This is a genomic window from Pseudomonas sp. AP19, assembly GCF_001728855.1.
Lineage (GTDB): Bacteria > Pseudomonadota > Gammaproteobacteria > Pseudomonadales > Pseudomonadaceae > Aquipseudomonas > Aquipseudomonas fluorescens.
This window is the reverse complement of sequence record NZ_LXJP01000085.1, coordinates 1-18,731: the sequence shown is the minus strand read 5'-3', so window position 1 is coordinate 18,731 and position 18,731 is coordinate 1. Positions and strand designations below refer to the sequence as shown.

22 protein-coding genes and 2 tRNA genes are annotated in these 18,731 nt (G+C 57.6%); 21 read left to right on the top strand and 3 right to left on the bottom strand.

Annotated features, from left to right (window positions below; all coding sequences use genetic code 11):
- Positions 1 to 86: 86 nt before the first annotated feature.
- Positions 87 to 1,385 carry an OprD family porin gene (locus tag A7D21_RS32080; protein WP_069553650.1) on the bottom strand — a complete coding sequence of 433 codons (1,299 nt, stop codon included), beginning with the start codon at positions 1,383 to 1,385 and terminating at the stop codon, positions 87 to 89.
- 743 nt (positions 1,386 to 2,128) lie between these two features.
- On the opposite strand from A7D21_RS32080, the gene A7D21_RS32075 reads away from it, so the two are divergent.
- Both A7D21_RS32075 and A7D21_RS32070 read left to right on the top strand, forming a co-directional pair.
- Complete coding sequence (locus A7D21_RS32075; RefSeq protein WP_069553649.1) at positions 2,129 to 2,554, top strand: HIT domain-containing protein; 426 nt, start codon at positions 2,129 to 2,131, stop codon at positions 2,552 to 2,554.
- A gap of 3 nt (positions 2,555 to 2,557) precedes the next feature.
- A complete protein-coding gene (locus tag A7D21_RS32070; protein ID WP_053257763.1) occupies positions 2,558 to 2,764 on the top strand; it encodes a SlyX family protein in 207 nt (68 codons plus the stop codon).
- A 69-nt stretch (positions 2,765 to 2,833) separates the two neighbouring features.
- On the opposite strand, the gene A7D21_RS36495 is transcribed toward A7D21_RS32070, so the two are convergent.
- A complete protein-coding gene (locus tag A7D21_RS36495) occupies positions 2,834 to 3,436 on the bottom strand; it encodes a cold-shock protein (RefSeq protein WP_053257762.1) in 603 nt (200 codons plus the stop codon).
- 440 nt (positions 3,437 to 3,876) lie between these two features.
- Here A7D21_RS36495 and A7D21_RS32060 point away from each other — a divergent pair, with 440 nt between their 5' ends.
- The 19 genes from A7D21_RS32060 (at position 3,877) to A7D21_RS31970 (ending at position 17,842) form a co-directional block, all read left to right on the top strand.
- Positions 3,877 to 4,350 (top strand): Dps family protein, encoded by a 474-nt coding sequence (locus tag A7D21_RS32060; RefSeq protein WP_053257761.1) that lies wholly within the window; start codon positions 3,877 to 3,879, stop codon positions 4,348 to 4,350.
- 181 nt (positions 4,351 to 4,531) lie between these two features.
- The gene (locus A7D21_RS32055; RefSeq protein WP_069553648.1) at positions 4,532 to 4,873 is read left to right on the top strand and encodes a ribbon-helix-helix domain-containing protein; all 342 of its coding nucleotides are present in this window, start codon (positions 4,532 to 4,534) and stop codon (positions 4,871 to 4,873) included.
- Positions 4,874 to 5,044: 171 nt separating this feature from the next.
- Positions 5,045 to 5,266 (top strand): FmdB family zinc ribbon protein, encoded by a 222-nt coding sequence (locus A7D21_RS32050; RefSeq protein WP_017139808.1) that lies wholly within the window; start codon positions 5,045 to 5,047, stop codon positions 5,264 to 5,266.
- 107 nt (positions 5,267 to 5,373) lie between these two features.
- The gene (gene aspS, locus A7D21_RS32045; protein WP_069553647.1) at positions 5,374 to 7,149 is read left to right on the top strand and encodes an aspartate--tRNA ligase; all 1,776 of its coding nucleotides are present in this window, start codon (positions 5,374 to 5,376) and stop codon (positions 7,147 to 7,149) included.
- A 136-nt stretch (positions 7,150 to 7,285) separates the two neighbouring features.
- Entirely contained in the window at positions 7,286 to 8,032 is a 747-nt protein-coding gene (locus A7D21_RS32040) for a YebC/PmpR family DNA-binding transcriptional regulator (protein WP_053257758.1), read from the top strand.
- A 157-nt stretch (positions 8,033 to 8,189) separates the two neighbouring features.
- Positions 8,190 to 8,714 (top strand): crossover junction endodeoxyribonuclease RuvC, encoded by a 525-nt coding sequence (gene ruvC, locus A7D21_RS32035; RefSeq protein ID WP_016975450.1) that lies wholly within the window; start codon positions 8,190 to 8,192, stop codon positions 8,712 to 8,714.
- 67 nt (positions 8,715 to 8,781) lie between these two features.
- Positions 8,782 to 9,393: a Holliday junction branch migration protein RuvA gene (gene ruvA, locus A7D21_RS32030; protein ID WP_053257757.1), complete on the top strand. Its 612-nt coding sequence runs from the start codon at positions 8,782 to 8,784 to the stop codon at positions 9,391 to 9,393.
- Positions 9,394 to 10,452: a Holliday junction branch migration DNA helicase RuvB gene (gene ruvB, locus A7D21_RS32025; RefSeq protein ID WP_053257756.1), complete on the top strand. Its 1,059-nt coding sequence runs from the start codon at positions 9,394 to 9,396 to the stop codon at positions 10,450 to 10,452. It abuts the gene before it with no gap.
- Between the two features lie 151 nt (positions 10,453 to 10,603).
- The gene (gene ybgC / locus A7D21_RS32020; protein ID WP_069553646.1) at positions 10,604 to 11,059 is read left to right on the top strand and encodes a tol-pal system-associated acyl-CoA thioesterase; all 456 of its coding nucleotides are present in this window, start codon (positions 10,604 to 10,606) and stop codon (positions 11,057 to 11,059) included.
- Position 11,060: 1 nt separating this feature from the next.
- Positions 11,061 to 11,756, top strand: a complete 696-nt coding sequence (gene tolQ / locus A7D21_RS32015; RefSeq protein ID WP_024077143.1) for a protein TolQ — start codon at positions 11,061 to 11,063, stop codon at positions 11,754 to 11,756.
- Positions 11,757 to 11,779: 23 nt separating this feature from the next.
- Entirely contained in the window at positions 11,780 to 12,232 is a 453-nt protein-coding gene (gene tolR, locus A7D21_RS32010; RefSeq protein WP_161793227.1) for a protein TolR, read from the top strand.
- Positions 12,232 to 13,305 carry a cell envelope integrity protein TolA gene (gene tolA, locus A7D21_RS32005; RefSeq protein WP_053257754.1) on the top strand — a complete coding sequence of 358 codons (1,074 nt, stop codon included), beginning with the start codon at positions 12,232 to 12,234 and terminating at the stop codon, positions 13,303 to 13,305. Before tolR ends, tolA begins: the two co-directional genes overlap by 1 nt.
- A 17-nt stretch (positions 13,306 to 13,322) precedes the next feature.
- Positions 13,323 to 14,603, top strand: coding sequence for a Tol-Pal system beta propeller repeat protein TolB (tolB, locus tag A7D21_RS32000; RefSeq protein WP_169875597.1), 1,281 nt, complete (start codon positions 13,323 to 13,325; stop codon positions 14,601 to 14,603).
- A gap of 55 nt (positions 14,604 to 14,658) precedes the next feature.
- Positions 14,659 to 15,159, top strand: a complete 501-nt coding sequence (gene pal, locus A7D21_RS31995; protein ID WP_003209827.1) for a peptidoglycan-associated lipoprotein Pal — start codon at positions 14,659 to 14,661, stop codon at positions 15,157 to 15,159.
- Between the two features lie 6 nt (positions 15,160 to 15,165).
- Complete coding sequence (ybgF, locus tag A7D21_RS31990) at positions 15,166 to 16,002, top strand: tol-pal system protein YbgF (protein ID WP_069553645.1); 837 nt, start codon at positions 15,166 to 15,168, stop codon at positions 16,000 to 16,002.
- 164 nt (positions 16,003 to 16,166) lie between these two features.
- Entirely contained in the window at positions 16,167 to 16,814 is a 648-nt protein-coding gene (queE, locus tag A7D21_RS31985; RefSeq protein WP_053257751.1) for a 7-carboxy-7-deazaguanine synthase QueE, read from the top strand.
- Position 16,815: 1 nt separating this feature from the next.
- Positions 16,816 to 17,493, top strand: coding sequence for a 7-cyano-7-deazaguanine synthase QueC (gene queC / locus A7D21_RS31980; protein ID WP_096236742.1), 678 nt, complete (start codon positions 16,816 to 16,818; stop codon positions 17,491 to 17,493).
- Between the two features lie 63 nt (positions 17,494 to 17,556).
- Positions 17,557 to 17,632: transfer RNA gene (locus tag A7D21_RS31975), tRNA-Lys, on the top strand.
- Positions 17,633 to 17,765: 133 nt separating this feature from the next.
- Positions 17,766 to 17,842 (top strand) — tRNA-Pro (locus tag A7D21_RS31970).
- Between the two features lie 169 nt (positions 17,843 to 18,011).
- Here A7D21_RS31970 and A7D21_RS31965 read toward each other — a convergent pair.
- Positions 18,012 to 18,731, bottom strand: a 720-nt coding sequence (locus A7D21_RS31965; RefSeq protein WP_141718308.1) for a site-specific integrase, incomplete at its 5' end; no start/stop codon positions are given.

Here is an 18,731-nt window from a genome sequence, read left to right as displayed (position 1 = left end):
ATAAAAAAGCCGCTCCTTTGCATGCAAGGGAGCGGCTTTTTATTTAAGGCCGAAGCCTTAACTCATCGTTGTAATCAAACTGGCGATTACAAGATGTTCAGCGGGTATTGCGCGATCAGACGCAGTTCGTCGATAGACGCCGAACCGTAGTACACGCCGTCAGACGAACGATAGGTCGCTTGACGTACGCGCAGGCTCAGGTCTTTCGCTGGGCCGCTCTGGATCACGTATTTGGCTTCGATATCACGTTCCCATTCTTTGGCATTGGTCGTGGTGCCGTTGTCGGCGCCGCTGCCAGTCACATAGCGGGTCATGAAGCTCAGGCCTGGAATGCCGAATTTGGCCATGTTCAGGTCGTAGCGAGCTTGCCAGGATTTTTCACCCTCGGCGTTGAAGTCGGAACGTGCAACGGAGTTAGCCAGGAAGATCGAACCGCCGCCGTCTACGCCGTAGCCGTAGTCGCCATCACCGCTAACCTTCTGGTAGGCCAGGGTAAAGGTGTGAGCGTCGACGGTGTACGCGCCTTGCAAGCTGTAAGCACGGTTGTCGAGCTTGGTGGTGTTGTCTTTTTCAGCACGTTGCAGACCGGCGCCATCGCTTTTGGTGTCGTAGATGTTGAAGTCTACGGCGACCGACTGGTTGTCGGTAAGCGCGTGGGTCCAGTTCACGTTGGCGTAGAGTTTCTTCCAATAGTCTTCGACTTTCGAGTAGTAGAGGCTAGTGGTGAGCTCTGGGGTCCAGGCGTAAACGCCGCCCACGAAGTTAGCCGCTCTCAGGCCGCGACCGGTGTTGGGTTCGGAGCTGCTGATACTGTCTTTGTAGGTGTGATCCTGGGCAACGATCGAGGTGAAGTGACCGGCCTCAAGTTTCAGGTTTTTGATTTCGTTGCTGGTCAGCGAGAAGCCTTGCGGCAGCTCTGGAAGCAGACGGCTGTCATCGGAGGCGAACACCGGTGCGGTGGTGTATTGATCACCGACTTTCAGCACAGTGTTGGAAATACGGAACTTAACCGCAGCGCCGCCTTTGGAGTAGTCGTCTTCCGAGCGACCGTCAGAACCGGTAGGGAACAGACCGGTACCGGCGCGGCCCTTGCCGCTGTCGAGCTTGACGCCCAGCAGGCCAATGGCATCAACACCGAAACCAACGGTGCCTTGGGTAAAGCCGGATTGGTACAGGCCGTTGAAACCCAGACCGGTTTCTTCGGTGCGGCTTTGGCCGGTGTCGTTGTTGCGCTTGTCACGGCTGAAATACAGCAACCGGGTGTTGATGCTGAAAGTGCTGTCTTCAACAAAACCCTTGGCGTCGTCTTGTGCGGACGCCATTGCGTATTGCGAGGTGCCTGCTGAAACAGCCAGGGCGATCATGCTCCACTTCATCACGCGCATCGTGATTTGCTCCTTTGGTTTTAGGAAGAGTACTGCCGTCCCACCTGTATTTTTATCTGGGCGGCTCTTTCTTTTTTGTGTCGGCGCAAAGTTATATCACGCAGACCCTATTGACGATACTTACCCATCTATCCTTTCAGCTTCTTTACGAGGCTGTCGTAAATTGCTAGTTCCATGTCGCAAATTCACAGCCCGATGTAACAGGGCTGACAACTTAAGTGCTGTTTTCAGACCGCTTTCGAAGTTTGAAGTCGTCCTTGGTGCGCACTCAAACGCTGCTGTTTTTTATCGCGAAACACCTGCTTCCAGGCGGGTGCCCTTGTCGACTATACGAGTGTCAATGCAACAAGCGTGCACAAAGCGGTAACCGAATGTCATTTTTTCGTGAAAACCGTTACGGCAGTGTAAAAACCGCATAAGCACGGGCTTCTTACGTCGTTTACTTTGGGCTTGACGCCCGGGTGTGTCACCTGTGGGGTGGTACACAAAACCTGTGCCAGGGTAAAACGTTACCGGTTCACCCCCTTGAGTGGGTAGTTGGCGGATCTCTTTGAGGCACAGGTGGGTCATTTTGGTGCATCCCGTTCAGGCCCGAATCAGCGTAGCTCAAATATTCGGCTGCCTCGAAAAGGTGCAGCTTTTTTATCCGGTTGCCTCACGGCTCCCCTGCATTGGCCGTGAAGCCTCACGCATTCAAAGGTATGCTGGGCACCTGATATCGACCTGCCGAACGGAGTGCCCGCGTGTTCGCCTTAGATCAACGCCTGCAACAAGACACACTGGCCATTGGGGACTTTCCGCTCTGTCGCCTGCTGCTGTCCAACGACTCGAACTACCCCTGGTTTATCCTGGTGCCGCGCATCGAGGGTATCAGTGAAGTGTTTCAACTGGATGTCGCAGATCAACAAACACTGTGGAAAGAAACGACGGCCTTGGCGCAACTGCTTAATGAAGGCTTCGTGGCCGACAAGATGAACATTGGCGCTTTGGGTAACGTTGTCAGCCAGCTGCATGTGCATGTGATCGTGCGCAAACGGGATGACGCTGCCTGGCCCGCACCGGTCTGGGGCAAACACCCGGCCCAGCCTTATACCGAGGAGCAAGTGGCGGCGATCCGCAGCCGACTGCGCGTGTTATTGCCTGCCGGCTTCATCTTTACCCAGGACTGAATCATGGACCTGCAAGAACGCGTCACCGACCTGGAAAGCCGTCTGGCCTTTCAGGACGACACCATCGATACCCTCAATGGCATCCTCGTCGCCCAGCAGCGTGCGGTTGAACGGCTGCAACTGCAGATGATGGCGCTGCTCAAACGCCAGGAAGAAATGGGTGGCCAGTTCGAGTCATCCGAAGAAGAGGCCCCACCGCCTCACTATTAATGAGCACGCAATAAAAAACCGCGACCCAGCCAAGCTGGATCGCGGTTTTTTTTGCGCTGCGGGTGGGAATCAGCGACGCGGCAATGCCGCGATCACGTCTTCGGCCTGCAGGCCTTTGTCGCGGTTCATGACGGAGAATTCCACGCGCTGGCCTTCGACCAGGACGCGATGGCCTTCGCCACGGATAGCCCGGAAGTGGACGAAGATATCGTCGCCCGAATCGCGGGAAATAAAGCCGAAGCCTTTAGAGGTGTTGAACCACTTGACGGTCCCGGTATCCCGGTTGGTCATGTCGTAGCTTTGCGACGCGGCGGCGGGGGACGAACGGTAGAAGCTGATGGCCAGGTGAAGAACGATGGCGACCACAGCAATCACCAGGCTGAGCAGGATGGCTGGGTGGCCGCCTACTTCAGGCATCGGTGCCAGGAGGGTGAGGGTTTGAACGACAACGGTCAGCACCAGCAACGCACTGACCAGGTTTTGCAGTTGATGACGCGTGCCTTTGTTCCAGTAAGGGATTACCGGTACCAGCGTCAGGTTAAGAAGGCCGAACAAGGCCAGGTACAGAGCGTCGTGTTGTTCCAGGTAGGGAGGGCTTCCCTGTTGCAAGCTCGGTATAAAGGACAGCAGCAAAGCTGCAACGCCCGTTAGCAGGTGGACGATTTTCAACATTTTGATTAACTCACGTTAAGAAGGATCACAAGGAAGAGCTGACTGGCACGGTTCGCTTCTGAACAATGGGAGGCGTTGAGCACGTGCGCGGGTATCAGCCTATGTGGCGGCCGCAGAAATAAACGGCGAACCACACGATGTCTATTTAACAGCAAAGGCTGTGCCTACTCAAATCAAGCATTTCGGGGCGTTAAAGCCAGCAGGGCATTTCTGCATCAAACGCTTGTCCTAGACAGGTGCGGGCTTTTCGGGCGACATTTTGAATGTTTCCTGACCTGCGCAAAGCTTGTCCGCCGGTCGCGGGCGAGTGACAGCCTTGGGGGAGAGCGGGGCGATTTGTCGCATGGCACCTGCGTGAGGTGGGCTGCACACCGGCGGCACTCTTGCTAGAGTGGTCCTGCACCTGATCAATGAATATTCGTCAATTGAAGGGGAAAAACATGGCAATCGATATTGGTATCAGTGAAGAAGATCGTAAATCCATCGTCGATGGGCTTTCACGGCTTCTGTCCGATACCTATGTACTGTATTTGAAAACCCACAACTTCCATTGGAACGTCACGGGCCCCATGTTTCGTACGCTGCACTTGATGTTTGAAGAGCAGTACACCGAACTCGCCCTGGCAGTGGACTCCATTGCCGAGCGTATCCGCGCCCTGGGCTTCCCGGCACCGGGTGCCTATTCGATCTACGCCCGCCTGTCGTCCATCAAGGAAGAGGAGGGTGTGCCAAGTGCCGAAGAAATGATCAAGCAATTGGTGGCAGGCCAGGAAGCGGTGACACGTACCGCGCGCGGGATCTTCCCCTTGCTCGACAAGGTCAGCGATGAGCCGACGGCGGACTTGTTGACCCAGCGCATGCAAGTCCACGAGAAAACCGCGTGGATGCTGCGTTCCCTGCTCGAAAATCAATAAGCTTCGTGCCTGAGCGGCGCCTTCCTGGCGCCGCTCGCTTGTTTCTCTGCGCTTCCTGGCGTTGTCCTACGATTATCGACTCCCCGTCTTCTGGCTGCCCCTCTCGTCCTGCTGTTTTATAGGCCTACTGTCCAATGGGAGAAACCCATGGGCTGCTGTTTGGCAATGGAGTGTCAGGTGTATGTCACGTGGAGTGTGTAATGGAGTGATGGAAACCTGTGGTTTTCATAAGATAAAGGTCGACCCCTTTGCAAAAGGGTTCGACATGGGGCTGGCCAAGCCGTTGTCCCGGTCGGTCAGACTCAATGGGTTCTCGACCTGCCTGCGGCTTGAACAGATCTATTGGAATATCCTTACGGAGATAGCCGGGATCAATGCCTGCTCAGTCAGTGCGTTGCTGTCTTACGTCGACCGGGAAGTGCATTTAAGGTACGGAGGGGTGAAGAACTTCAGTGGGCTGGTCAGGGTGGTGTGCGTGGTTCACGTACTAAAAGGACGTATCAGCGCCCTTAACCCCGATTAATCCGGCAGTTGCGAAGCGGGCCCTCCGTCAAGGCGGGCCAGGCTTCGGGCAGAAAGCCGGCTGCACTGCCTCGATTTACCAGATATAATCCCGCGCTTTGCTGCGCACGCCTTGGGTTTATCCACAGGGCCGGGCGTGGCGCAGTAACGATCTGATCGCCGAGACATCTCCATGCCCATGTACGACTATCAATGTGCTTCCTGTGGTCATCAGTTGGAAGCCATTCAGAAGATCAGCGCAGCGCCGCTGGTCGATTGCCCTGCCTGCCAGGCTCCTGAGCTGAAGAAGATGTTGTCCATGCCGGGCTTCCGCCTGAGCGGCGGCGGCTGGTACGAGACCGACTTCAAGACCGGCGCCAAGAAAAACCTGGCGGGCGGCGACAAAGCAGACTGAGTTGAACTCTACGCGCAGGCTCCTGCATTATCCGTCCCCTGCTTAACTGTACGGTGACGAGGCGAGCCTCCACCGAATTTCGAATTACGAGAAGTGAAACCACTACCATGATGCGCAGCCACTATTGCGGCCAACTGAACGAGACCCTGGATGGTCAGGAAATCACCCTTTGCGGATGGGTTCACCGTCGCCGCGACCACGGCGGGGTGATTTTCCTCGATATCCGTGATCGTGATGGTCTGGCCCAGGTGGTGTTCGATCCGGACCGCGCCGAGAGCTTCGCCGCCGCCGACCGTGTGCGCAGCGAGTACGTTGTGAAGATCACCGGCAAGGTTCGCCTGCGTCCGGCCGGTGCCGTGAACGCCAACATGGCGTCCGGCGCAATTGAAGTGCTGGGTTACGAGCTCGAAGTGCTGAACGAGTCGGAAACCCCGCCGTTCCCACTCAACGAGTATTCCGACGTTGGCGAAGAAACGCGCCTGCGCTACCGCTTCCTCGACCTGCGTCGCCCGGAAATGGCCGAGAAGCTGCGTCTGCGTTCGCGCATGACCACCAGCATCCGTCGCTTCCTCGACGAGAACGGCTTCCTCGACGTCGAAACGCCGATCCTGACCCGGGCCACCCCGGAAGGCGCGCGTGACTACCTGGTGCCGAGCCGTACCCACGCCGGTTCCTTCTTCGCCTTGCCGCAATCGCCACAGCTGTTCAAGCAACTGCTGATGGTGGCTGGCTTCGACCGTTACTACCAGATCGCCAAGTGCTTCCGTGACGAAGACCTGCGTGCCGACCGCCAGCCAGAATTCACCCAGATCGACATCGAGACCAGCTTCCTCGATGAAAAAGAGATCATGGGCCTGACCGAGCAAATGATCCGCAACCTGTTCAAGGAAGTGCTGGATCTGGAATTCGGCGAATTCCCGCACATGACCTTCGAAGAAGCCATGCGCCGCTACGGTTCCGACAAGCCAGACCTGCGTATTCCGCTGGAACTGGTGGACGTGGCCGACCAGCTCAAAGCAGTCGACTTCAAGGTGTTCAGCGGCCCGGCCAACGACCCTAAATGCCGTATCGCTGCCCTGCGTGTATCCGGCGGCGCGAGCATGCCGCGCAAACAGATCGACGACTACACCAAGTTCGTCGGCATCTACGGTGCCAAAGGCCTGGCGTATATCAAGGTCAACGAACGCGCCAACGGTGTTGATGGCCTGCAATCGCCGATCGTGAAAAACATCCCGTTGGACAACCTGAACGCGATCCTGGATCGCGTTGGCGCGGTCGACGGCGACATCGTGTTCTTCGGCGCCGACAAGGCCAAGATCGTCAGCGAAGCGCTGGGCGCACTGCGCATCAAGCTCGGTCACGACCTGGACCTGCTGACGTGCAAGTGGGCGCCGATGTGGGTCGTCGACTTCCCGATGTTCGAAGAGAACGACGACGGCAGCTTCAGCGCCTTGCACCACCCGTTCACCGCGCCGAAGTGCTCGCCTGAAGAATTGGAAGCCAACCCGGCCGGCGCTTTGTCCCGTGCCTATGACATGGTGCTCAATGGCACTGAGTTGGGTGGCGGTTCGATCCGTATCCACCGCAAAGAGATGCAACAAGCGGTCTTCCGCCTGTTGGGCATCAACGAAGCGGAACAGGAAGAGAAGTTTGGTTTCCTGCTCGACGCCCTGAAATACGGCGCACCGCCGCACGGTGGCCTGGCGTTCGGTCTGGACCGTCTGGTGATGCTGATGACCGGCGCCCAGTCGATCCGTGAAGTGATTGCCTTCCCGAAAACCCAGAGTGCTGCGGACGTGATGACCCAGGCTCCGGGCGTGGTGGATGCCAAGGCGCTGCGCGAGCTGCATATCCGTCTGCGCGAGACGCCGAAGGCTGAGTAAGGCTGCGGCGTGAAAGCGCAATAAGGTTTTACGCAGTCAAAAAGGCGCATCTTCGGATGCGCCTTTGCGTTTAAAAGAGGGAATTCCTGCCTGGGGCGGGATTGATAAGGTTTCTAGAGAATTTCGGAGTTGTGTTATGGCTGGCCATTCCAAGTGGGCGAACATCAAGCACCGCAAAGAGCGTCAGGATGCCAAGAAAGGCAAGATCTTCACCAAGTGGATTCGCGAACTGACCGTCGCCGCCCGCCAAGGCGGTGGTGACCCAGGCTCCAACCCGCGTCTGCGCCTGGCGCTGGACAAGGCCTTGGGCGCCAACATGAGCCGCGACATCATCGACCGCGCTGTGGCCCGTGGTGCCGGTGCGGCCGACACCGACGACATGGTCGAGCTGAGCTATGAAGGCTATGGCCCAGGTGGGGTGGCGGTAATGGTCGAGTGCATGACCGACAACCGCAACCGTACGGCGGCAGCGGTGCGCCATGCATTCAGCAAATGCGGCGGCAACCTGGGCACCGACGGTTCGGTGGCCTACCTGTTCGAGCGCAAGGGGCAGATCTCCTTCGCGCCCGGTACGGATGAAGACGCGTTGATGGAAGCCGCCATGGAAGCGGACGCCGACGACGTAGTCACCAACGAAGACGGTTCCATCGATGTATTCACCTCGTTTGCCGGGTTCTATGCCGTGCGTAATGCGCTGGAAGCGGCCGGTTTCAAAGGCACTGACGCGGAAATCGTGATGCTGCCGACCACCAGCGCCGAGCTGGACCTGGACGGCGCGCAGAAAGTGCTGAAGATGCTCGATATGCTCGAAGACCTGGACGATGTGCAGAACGTTTATTCCAATGCCGACATTCCAGAAGAAGTCGCAGCACAGCTGGTCTGAAGAATGATGTAGATCAACATGTGGGAGCTGGCTTGCCTGCGATAGCATCACCTCGGTTTAGAAGACGCACCGAGGTGCCTGCATCGCAGGCAAGCCAGCTCCCACAGTTGATCGATGTTGGCCGCAAGAATTGTGTTTCCCCCAACCCGCAGGCGTTATGACTTTAATCCTAGGTATCGACCCCGGTTCGCGCATTACCGGTTTTGGCGTGGTGCAACAGACCCCGCGTGGCTGCGTCTACGTCGCCTCGGGCTGCATCCGCACCGGCGCGGGCGAGTTGGCCGAGCGCCTGCAGATCGTCTATCGCGGCGTGCGTGAAGTGATCCAAACCTACGGGCCGGTCACGATGGGCATCGAAAAGGTCTTCATGGCCAAAAACGCCGACTCGGCCCTCAAACTCGGCCAGGCCCGTGGCGCCGCCATTGTCGCCGGTGCGGAGGAGGGCATGGAAATCGCCGAATACACGGCGACCCAAGTCAAACAGGCCGTAGTGGGCACCGGTGCGGCAAACAAGGAGCAGGTGCAGATGATGGTCATGCACATGCTCAAGCTCACCTCAAAACCGCAAATCGACGCCTCCGACGCCCTGGCTATTGCCATTTGCCATGCCCACACCCGCTCCAGTCTGTTGCCGCATGGCCTGGGCACGGCACGCAGTCGTGGCGGGCGGCTGCGTCTCTGATAGCATCAGCGCAATCGTAATTTCCGGTCAGGCCGTGTTCTGACCCCAAGCTTTAAGGATCTGAACCGTGATTGGACGCTTGCGCGGCACCCTGGCTGAAAAACAGCCGCCGCACCTGATTCTGGATGTAAATGGGTTGGGGTATGAGCTGGAAGTGCCCATGACCACCCTCTATCGCCTGCCATCGATCGGCGAGCCGTTGACCCTGCACACTCACTTGGTGGTGCGCGAAGACGCGCAATTGCTCTATGGTTTCATTGGCAAGCGTGACCGCGACTTTTTCCGCGAACTGATTCGCCTCAATGGCGTGGGGCCCAAGCTTGCCTTGGCGTTGATGTCGAGCCTGGAAGTGGATGAATTGGTACGCGCTGTTTCGGCCCAGGACACCTCCGCGCTGACCAAGGTGCCGGGGGTCGGCAAGAAAACCGCTGAGCGCCTGCTGGTGGAGCTCAAGGACCGCTTCAAGGCCTGGGAAGTCGTGCCGAGCATGTTTGCCCTGGTGCCGAACCAGCCGGATATGCCGGTGGGGCAGCTTGCAAGTGCCGAAAGCGATGCCGTCAGCGCGTTGATCTCCCTGGGCTACAAGCCGCAGGAGGCCAGCAAGGCGGTGTCGGCCATCAAGGACAAGAACCTGAGCAGCGAAGACATGATCCGCCGAGCCCTGAAGGGAATGATTTAAGTGATTGAAGCAGATCGTCTGATCGCGGCCACCGGCCCGCGCGACCGTGAAGAAGTCCAGGACCGGGCCATCCGCCCGCTGAGCCTGGCTGAATATATCGGCCAGCCGACCGTACGCGAGCAGATGGAGTTGTTCATCCAGGCCGCGCGCGGGCGCAATGAGTCCCTGGACCACACGTTGATCTTCGGCCCGCCGGGGCTGGGTAAAACCACCCTGGCCAATATCATCGCGCAGGAAATGGGCGTGTCGATCAAGTCCACCTCCGGCCCGGTGCTGGAGCGTCCGGGTGATCTGGCGGCGCTGCTGACCAATCTTGAGCCCCACGACGTGCTGTTTATCGACGAGATTCACCGGCTGTCGCCGATCGTCGAAGAAGTGCTGTACCCGGCCATGGAAGACTTCCAGCTCGACATCATGATCGGCGAGGGCCCGGCGGCCCGCTCGATCAAGCTCGACCTGCCGCCTTTCACATTGGTCGGCGCAACGACTCGCGCGGGCATGCTGACCAACCCGCTACGAGACCGTTTCGGCATTGTTCAACGTCTAGAGTTCTATAGCACCGCTGACCTGGCGACCATCGTCAGCCGGTCAGCGAGCATTCTCGGCTTGCCCCTGGACCCGGAAGGCGCCTTTGAAATCGCCCGCCGGGCCCGTGGCACGCCACGGATCGCCAACCGTTTGTTGCGTCGCGTACGCGATTTTGCCGAGGTGCGGGCCAAGGGGCATATCACCAAGGCCGTGGCCGACCTGGCGTTGAACCTGCTGGATGTGGACGAGCATGGCTTCGATCATCAGGATCGACGTCTACTCTTGACCATGATCGAAAAGTTCGACGGTGGGCCGGTGGGCGTGGACAGCCTGGCGGCCGCCATCAGTGAAGAGCGCCATACCATTGAGGATGTGCTGGAGCCGTACCTGATCCAGCAGGGCTACATCATGCGTACGCCACGGGGGCGAGTGGTGACGCGCCACGCCTATTTGCACTTTGGGTTAAACATTCCGTCACGATTGGGCGAGATGCCTGTAGTAGACGAATTCCTCGATGCAGTGGACGATTAAAAAGATCATGCCAGTCGATTTATCTTAAGTTTGTGCTGTCCTAGTGGCTGGTGTCGTCATTCAGTCGTTATAAATATTCTCGAGAACCCAGAGCGAGAATGAAAAAACAGTTGCGAGCCGGATTGGCAACCTGAGGAGTAAGCACTAGAGTATGCGCGCGCAAAACGGGGATCAGTCGTTCGCACATCGCTGTCGCGTTTATTACGAGGACACCGATGCTGGCGGCATCGTGTATTACGTCAACTACCTCAAGTTCATGGAGCGGGCTCGAACCGAGCGGCTACGGGAGTTGGGCTTTGCCCAATCCACGCTTGCGGGGGAGGACCTGTTGTTTGTCGTGCATTCCAGCGAGGCGCGTTACCACGCGCCGGCGCGGCTGGACGATGAACTGCTGGTCAGCGCGGAAGTAATCGAATTGAACCGTGTCAGCCTGCGCTTTAAACAGCAAGTCAGGCGGGCAACGGATGCAACGCTGCTCTGTGAGGGGCAGTTCCTGGTGGCGTGTGTGCGCACCAATAGTTTGAAGCCCCGGGCCATTCCCGAAGCTCTACGTGCGGCCTTTGCCGGCGTAAGCGGCGCGGGTAAACAATCAAAGCAGGAGATTTAGCGTGGAACCTACCGTCGTCGACCATTCCTCCATGTGGAGCCTGGTCAGCAATGCCAGTGTTGTGGTTCAACTGGTGATGCTGATCCTGGTAGCCGCATCGGTTACCTCTTGGGTCATGATTTTTCAGCGCAGCAACTTGCTGCGTGCCGGTCGACGTGCCCTGGAGAGCTTCGAAGAGCGCTTCTGGTCGGGTATCGACCTGTCCAAGCTGTACCGTCAGGCGGGCAGCAACCCGGACCCGGATTCGGGCGTCGAGCAAATCTTCCGCGCCGGTTTCAAGGAGTTCTCGCGCCTGCGTCAGCAGCCGGGCGTCGACCCTGAAGCGGTCATGGAAGGTGTGGCCCGTGCCATGCGCGTCGCGATTTCACGCGAAGAAGAGAAACTCGAGCAGAGCCTGCCGTTCCTCGCTACCGTCGGCTCCGTCAGCCCGTACATCGGTCTGTTCGGCACCGTGTGGGGGATCATGAACTCCTTCCGTGGCCTGGCTCAGGCCCAGCAAGCCACCCTGGCCACTGTGGCCCCGGGTATCGCCGAAGCCCTGGTCGCTACCGCGATCGGCCTGTTCGCTGCTATTCCAGCAGTAATCGCTTACAACCGTTTTGCCGCACGCGGCGAAACCTTGATCAGCCGTTACTACACCTTCGCCGACGAGTTCCAGGCGATCCTGCACCGTAAAGTGCACACCAGCGAAGAATAAGCAGGTATTTCCCAATGGCTTTAATCGCTCGAGCTCGCAAAAAGCGCAAGCCGGTCGCCGAGATGAACGTAGTGCCCTACATCGACGTGATGTTGGTGCTGCTGGTCATCTTCATGGTGACCGCGCCGATGCTGAATCAGGGCGTGAAGGTTGATCTGCCCAAGGTTTCCAGCGAAGCCTTGCCGCAAGACAACAACACTCAGGTCCTGACCATTTCGATCAAGGCTGACAAGACCTATTACTGGAACCTTGGCAGCGAAGTCGACACTCAGAAACAGCAGGACAAGGCCTTGACCTTGCCGGCCATGACTGACGCGGTGACCAAGATCATTCGCTCCGGCAATGAAGGCGGCAAGCACACCCAGGTCTTTATTCGCGGCGACAAGTCGGTTGACTATGGCTCCGTCATGGGCGCCATGGGCGGGCTGCAGAAGGCCGGCGTCGGTAACGTTGGCTTGATTACCGAGGCGCCCTGATGCACCAACAGCGAGAGCCGTCCGCCTCGGAAAGCTACTTCTGGCCTAGCGTCTGGGCAATTGCCCTGCACGTCCTGGTGTTTGGCATGCTGTTCGTCAGCTTTGCCATGACACCGGACCTGCCGCCAGCCAAGCCGATCGTGCAGGCGACCCTGTATCAGCTGAAATCGAAAAGTCAGGCCACCACCCAGACCAATCAGAAGATTGCGGGTGAGGCCCAGAAGTCGGCAGCGCGCCAGACCGAAGTCGAGCAGATGGAACAGAAGAAGGTCGAGCAGGAAGCGGTGAAGGCTGCTGCGGAACAAAAGAAAGAAGAGGCGGCTCAAAAGGCCGAGGAATCGAAAAAGGCTGACGAAGCCAAGAAAGCTGACGAGGCGAAAAAGGCTGATGAAGCCAAGAAAGCCGAGAAAGCTGCCGAAGCCAAAAAGGCCGAAGAGAAACAATTGGCTGATATAGCCAAGAAGAAGTCTGAAGAAGAAGCCAAAAAAGCTGCCGAAGAAGAGGCCAAGAAAAAGGCCGCTGAAGAGGCCAAGAAAAAGATAGTCGAAGACGCGAAGAAAAAAGCCGCCGAAGACGCCAAGAAAAAAGCTGAAGCAGACGAGGCGAAGAAAAAGATCGCCGACGACGCGAAGAAGAAAGCTGCCGCCGATGCCACCAAGAAAAAGGCCCAGGAAGCAGCACGTAAATCCGCCGAAGAGAAAAAGGCCCAGGCCTTGGCAGATTTGCTTTCCGACACGCCGCAGCGTCAGCAAGCCTTGGCCGATGAGCGTGGTGATGAAGTCGCGGGCAGTTTCGACGACCTGATTCGGGCACGGGCAGCGGAAGGTTGGACGCGTCCACCTTCGGCACGTAAAGGTATGACAGTAGTGCTGCAGATCGGCATGTTGCCGGACGGCACGGTGACTTCGGTCAGCGTTTCCAAGTCCAGTGGTGACGGTTCGTTCGACAGTTCGGCGGTTGCCGCGGTCAAGAACATTGGCCGGTTGACCGAGATGCAGGGAATGAAACCAAGCGACTTCGCTCCCTATCGTTCATTCAAGATGACATTCACACCTGAGGATCTAGCCTTGTGAGAAACCTTCTTCGAGGAATGCTTGTCGTTATTTGCTGTATGGCAGGGATAGCGGCGGCGGATGAAAAGAACATCCTGGTCACCAGCGGTAGTGATCGGGCCACCCCGATCGCGGTTGTACCGTTCGGCTGGCAGGGCGGCAGCGTGCTGCCGGACGACATGGCCCAGATCGTCAGTGACGACCTGCGCAACTCCGGTTACTACGCGCCGATTCCGAAAGGCAACATGATCAGCCAGCCGAACCAGGCCAGCGAAGTTGTGTTCCGTGACTGGAAGGCCGTCGGCGCCCAGTACCTGATGGTCGGCAACATCGTGCCGGCCGGCGGTCGCCTGCAAATCCAGTACACGTTGTTCAACGTGGCTACCGAGCAGCAGGTCTTGACCGGCAGCGTATCGGGCACCGCCGAACAACTGCGGGACATGGCGCACTACATCTCGGACCAGTCGTTTGAAAAACTCACCGGTATCAAGGGTGCGTTCTCGACACGCCTGCTTTATGTAACGGCTGAGCGTTTCTCCGTAGACAACACGCGTTACACGCTGCAGCGTTCGGACTACGACGGCGCGCGCGCCGTGACCTTGCTGCAGTCCCGTGAGCCAATCCTGTCGCCGCGTTTCGCGCCGGACGGCAAGCGTATTGCCTACGTGTCGTTCGAACAGCGCCGTCCGCGTATCTTCGTCCAGCACATCGATACTGGCCGTCGTGAGCAGATCACCAACTTTGAAGGCCTCAACGGTGCGCCAGCATGGTCACCGGATGGTTCGCGCCTGGCATTCGTACTGTCCAAGGATGGCAACCCGGATATCTACGTGATGAACATGGCTTCGCGCCAGATCAGCCGTGTTACCAGCGGCCCGGGCATCAACACCGAACCGTTCTGGGGTAAGGATGGTTCGACCATCTACTTCACCTCCGACCGTGGTGGCAAGCCTCAAATCTACAAAACAAGCGTAGGTGGCGGTGGCGCAGAACGCGTGACCTTTATTGGTAACTACAATGCCAACCCTAAGCTTTCGGCTGATGAAAAGACGTTGGTGATGATTCACCGTCAGGATGGTTTCACTAATTTCCGGGTTGCGGCCCAGGATTTGCAGCGTGGAACGGTAAAAATCCTCACAGACACCAACCTTGATGAGTCAGCTACTGTTGCGCCCAACGGCACCATGGTAATCTACGCCACCCGCCAGCAGGGCCGGGGAGTCTTGATGCTCGTGTCCATTAATGGACGCGTAAGGCTCCCGCTTCCTACCGCACAAGGCGAAGTCAGAGAACCGTCCTGGTCCCCTTACCTGAACTGACGCGGCGCTACAAAAAGATTTGCTTAACACACTGGGGTTCATTAGGAGTTTCACGATGGAAATGCTGAAGTTTGGTAAGTTTGCTGCTCTGGCTCTGGCTCTGTCCGTAGCCGTTGGTTGCTCGTCTAAAGGCGGCGACAATGCCGGTGAAGGCGCAGCTGTTGATCCAAACGCTGGTTACGGCGCTAACACTGGTGCAGTTGACGGCTCCCTGAGCGAAGAAGCTGCTCTGCGCGCTATCACCACTTTCTACTTCGAATACGACAGTTCGGACCTGAAGCCAGAAGCCATGCGCGCTCTGGACGTTCACGCGAAGGACCTGAAAGCTAACGGCGCTCGCGTTGTTCTGGAAGGTAACACTGACGAACGTGGTACTCGTGAGTACAACATGGCACTGGGCGAGCGTCGTGCGAAAGCCGTTCAGCGCTACCTGGTACTGCAAGGTGTTGCTCCAGGCCAACTGGAACTGGTTTCCTACGGTAAAGAGCGTCCAGTTGCTACTGGCCACGACGAGCAGTCCTGGGCTCAAAACCGTCGCGTCGAACTGCGTAAGTAATTCGTCATGCGAACGTGCCGTCGTGCTCTAACTGTATTGGCTCTCAGCTTCGCACCGCTTGCGGTGTGGGCTGCGGTTCCTGTGGAAGATAGCAACTCTGGCTATAACAATAGCGGGAGCAGTTATCCGCCAGCGGGTTATGGCACGAACGGCGCCTATGCTGGGGGGGCGGCTACGTCCGCCCCCTCGGCACAGGGCGAACTGTTCAACCAGCTGCAACGCATGCAGGATCAATTGTCGCAGCAACAAGGCGCGATTGAAGTACTGCAGAATCAAGTGAACCAGCTGAAGCAAGAAGGCCTGGAGCGTTACCAGGATCTTGATCGACGCATTGGAGCCGGCGTAACACCTGCCGCAACTCCTGATAATTCTTCCGCCGGTGGTGCGCCAAGCGCTGCCGCCGGTGGTGCCGCAGCAGGGGCAGCGGCGGCTAGCCAAGCCCCTGCCGCCAGCAGCGAACCGGGTGATCCAGCGAAGGAAAAACTGTATTACGATGCAGCCTTCGACCTGATCAAAGCCAAGGATTTCGATAAGGCCAGCCAGGCTTTTACCGCATTCCTGCGCAAGTACCCAAACAGCCAGTACGCGGGCAATGCCCAGTACTGGTTGGGTGAGGTCAACTTGGCCAAGGGTGATTTACAAGCAGCAGGCCAGGCTTTTGCCAAGGTCAGCCAGCTGTACCCAAAGCACGCCAAGGTGCCTGATTCGCTGTACAAATTGGCCGACGTAGAACGCCGCCTGGGTCATACCGACAAGGTCAAAGGCATTCTGCAGCAAGTGGTTGCCCAGTATCCGGGTACCTCTGCTGCTCAGTTGGCCCAGCGGGATCTGCAACGCTTGTAAGCGATGTCGCCCGTTTAGAAGAAACCCGCGCCTGGCGCGGGTTTTTTCGTTAGAATCCACGCCCTTTTATGAAACACGCTCCTTGGGGTTGACGCGTTGGCGCAATCCCTTGAAGTGCCTGACGGAGGCGGACAGCCTGTTTAGCTGTTACGCCCGTGGCGACTATGCAAGACACATTACGTATTACCGAAGTTTTTTACTCGTTGCAGGGTGAAACGCGAACCGCTGGCCTGCCCACCGTATTTGTACGGTTGACCGGTTGCCCTTTGCGTTGCCAATACTGTGACAGCGCCTACGCCTTCAGTGGCGGCACCGTGCGCACGCTCGACGACATCCTTGAGCAGGTTGCCGGCTTCAAGCCGCGCTACGTCTGCGTGACCGGTGGCGAGCCTCTGGCCCAGCCCAATGCCATCCCGTTGCTCAAGCAACTGTGTGATGCAGGTTACGAAGTCTCGCTGGAGACCAGCGGAGCGCTGGACATCTCTGCCGTGGATTCGCGCGTAAGCCGAGTGGTCGATCTGAAGACCCCAGGCTCCAAGGAAGCGCACCGTAACCTGTACGAGAACATCGATCTGCTGACGGCCAACGACCAGGTCAAGTTCGTGATCTGTTCGCGCGACGATTATGACTGGGCGGCTTCCAAGCTGATCCAATACGGCCTCGACCGTCGTGCCGGCGAAGTATTGTTCTCGCCGAGCCATCATGACTTGAACGCCCGCGACCTGGCCGACTGGGTCGTGGCGGACAACCTGCCGGTGCGCCTGCAATTGCAGTTGCATAAATACCTGTGGAATGACGAGCCGGGGCGCTGACATGACGGGTCAAAAGCGCGCAGTCATCTTGCTGTCCGGCGGCCTTGACTCCGCCACCATGGTTGCCATGGCACAAGCGCAGGGCTACCTCTGTTACACGATGAGCTTCGACTACGGTCAACGCCACCGCGCCGAGCTGGACGCCGCCGTGCGTGTCGCCCGTGACTTGAGTGTGGTCGAGCACAAGGTGATCGGACTCAACCTCAATGGCATCGGCGGGTCAGCCCTTACCGACAGCAGCATCGAGGTGCCCGAGGCGCCCAGCGAAGGCATCCCGTTGACCTACGTGCCGGCGCGCAACACCGTGTTTCTGTCCCTGGCTCTCGGTTGGGCCGAAGTACTCAATGCCCGTGACATCTTCATCGGCGTCAACGCACTGGACTACAACGGTTATCCGGACTGCCGTCCAGAGTATGTCGAGTCATTCGAGCGCATGGCCAACCTGGCGACCAAGGCTGGTGTGGAAGGGCAGGGCTTTCGTATCCAGGCCCCGCTGCAGAACATGACCAAGGCAGACATTGTGAGGGCTGGCGTAGGACTTGGCGTGGATTACGCGCTGACTGTTTCCTGCTACCAGGCAGACGATGCTGGCCGTGCTTGTGGGAAATGTGACGCTTGCCGACTGCGTGCAGAAGGCTTCCAAACCGCCGGAATTACCGACCCAACGCGTTATTTCTGATTTATTTCAAATAAGGTGTTGAATAATCCTTAGAAATCAGTATTATACGCGCCACCACACAGCGGGTCGTTAGCTCAGTTGGTAGAGCAGTTGGCTTTTAACCAATTGGTCGTAGGTTCGAATCCCACACGACCCACCATTTTCAAAGCGGATGTGTGTTAAGTAGGGCGGAGTTGAGCAGTATCTACTCGATCGACATGCAGCCGTCTGCGGCAAACAGTAGTTTTGTTGTCGCATGATGTCAATGTGCAACGGATTTTCGTTGCACATGCCGGGGTATAGCGCAGTCCGGTAGCGCGCCTGCTTTGGGAGCAGGATGTCGGGAGTTCGAATCCCCCTACCCCGACCATTTCCACTGAAAAAGACGCCTTCTAGGCGTCTTTTTTTTGCCTTTTTTTTGTGCGTTCATATTTTTTGCGCGCAGATGCCTCTACCAACGCGACGTTGGCATGCGCGATACGTGCTTGTAAGCGGTAGGGCGCTGCTGCTACGCCGGCGCGCTTAACCCTGATCGGTTGTCATGGTGATAATTTGGTTGGTCTCGCTAACTCAGCACTCGAATACCCTGATGCCACGCTTGGCCTTCTGATTGCAGAAGACATGAGAGCAGCTAGGGTATTCATTTCTGCAGGCGGATGTTCCTGATCGCGCTGAGGTTCCTGTATTTCACCAAAGTAATTGGCTACGTGATTCAAAGCTTGCTTAAGCGTTGGATTCGTCGACAGTGCCATGGCTATGGCTATTTCTTCCAAGGCTTTGGAAGAGGGCAGCTTCACAGTCGGTCTATCTAGCCTTCTGACCGTCCCATGTGATCGTGATGACGCTCCGCTCGTGTCTTCGCGCCGGATACGCCTTAATGCCCCTTGCATCACGCTACGCTCATGCAGGACCGTGCGCATGTGGCTGTAGTCGACCTCGACATAGCTCATCGTCGTCGCGATGTTCGAATGATTCAGCAGGTTTTTCGTGAGATGAATATTGCGATCTGGTTCTTTCATCAGATCTGTGGCCAAGGTATGACGAAAACGATGGGGGGTGATTCGGGCTCCAAATTTTTGGGTCAGCTTACGGTACATTGCTTCGACCTGATCCGGCGTCATCACTCGACCACGGTAATGCATCGAAAAACGGTTCACATTGAACAATTGGTCATCTGAGGTGAAGCCAGCGCGCTTCGCTTTATCCATAATTAGTTTTAGGTGGGGCGCAAGACCTTCCATGATGGGCACAGAGAACGG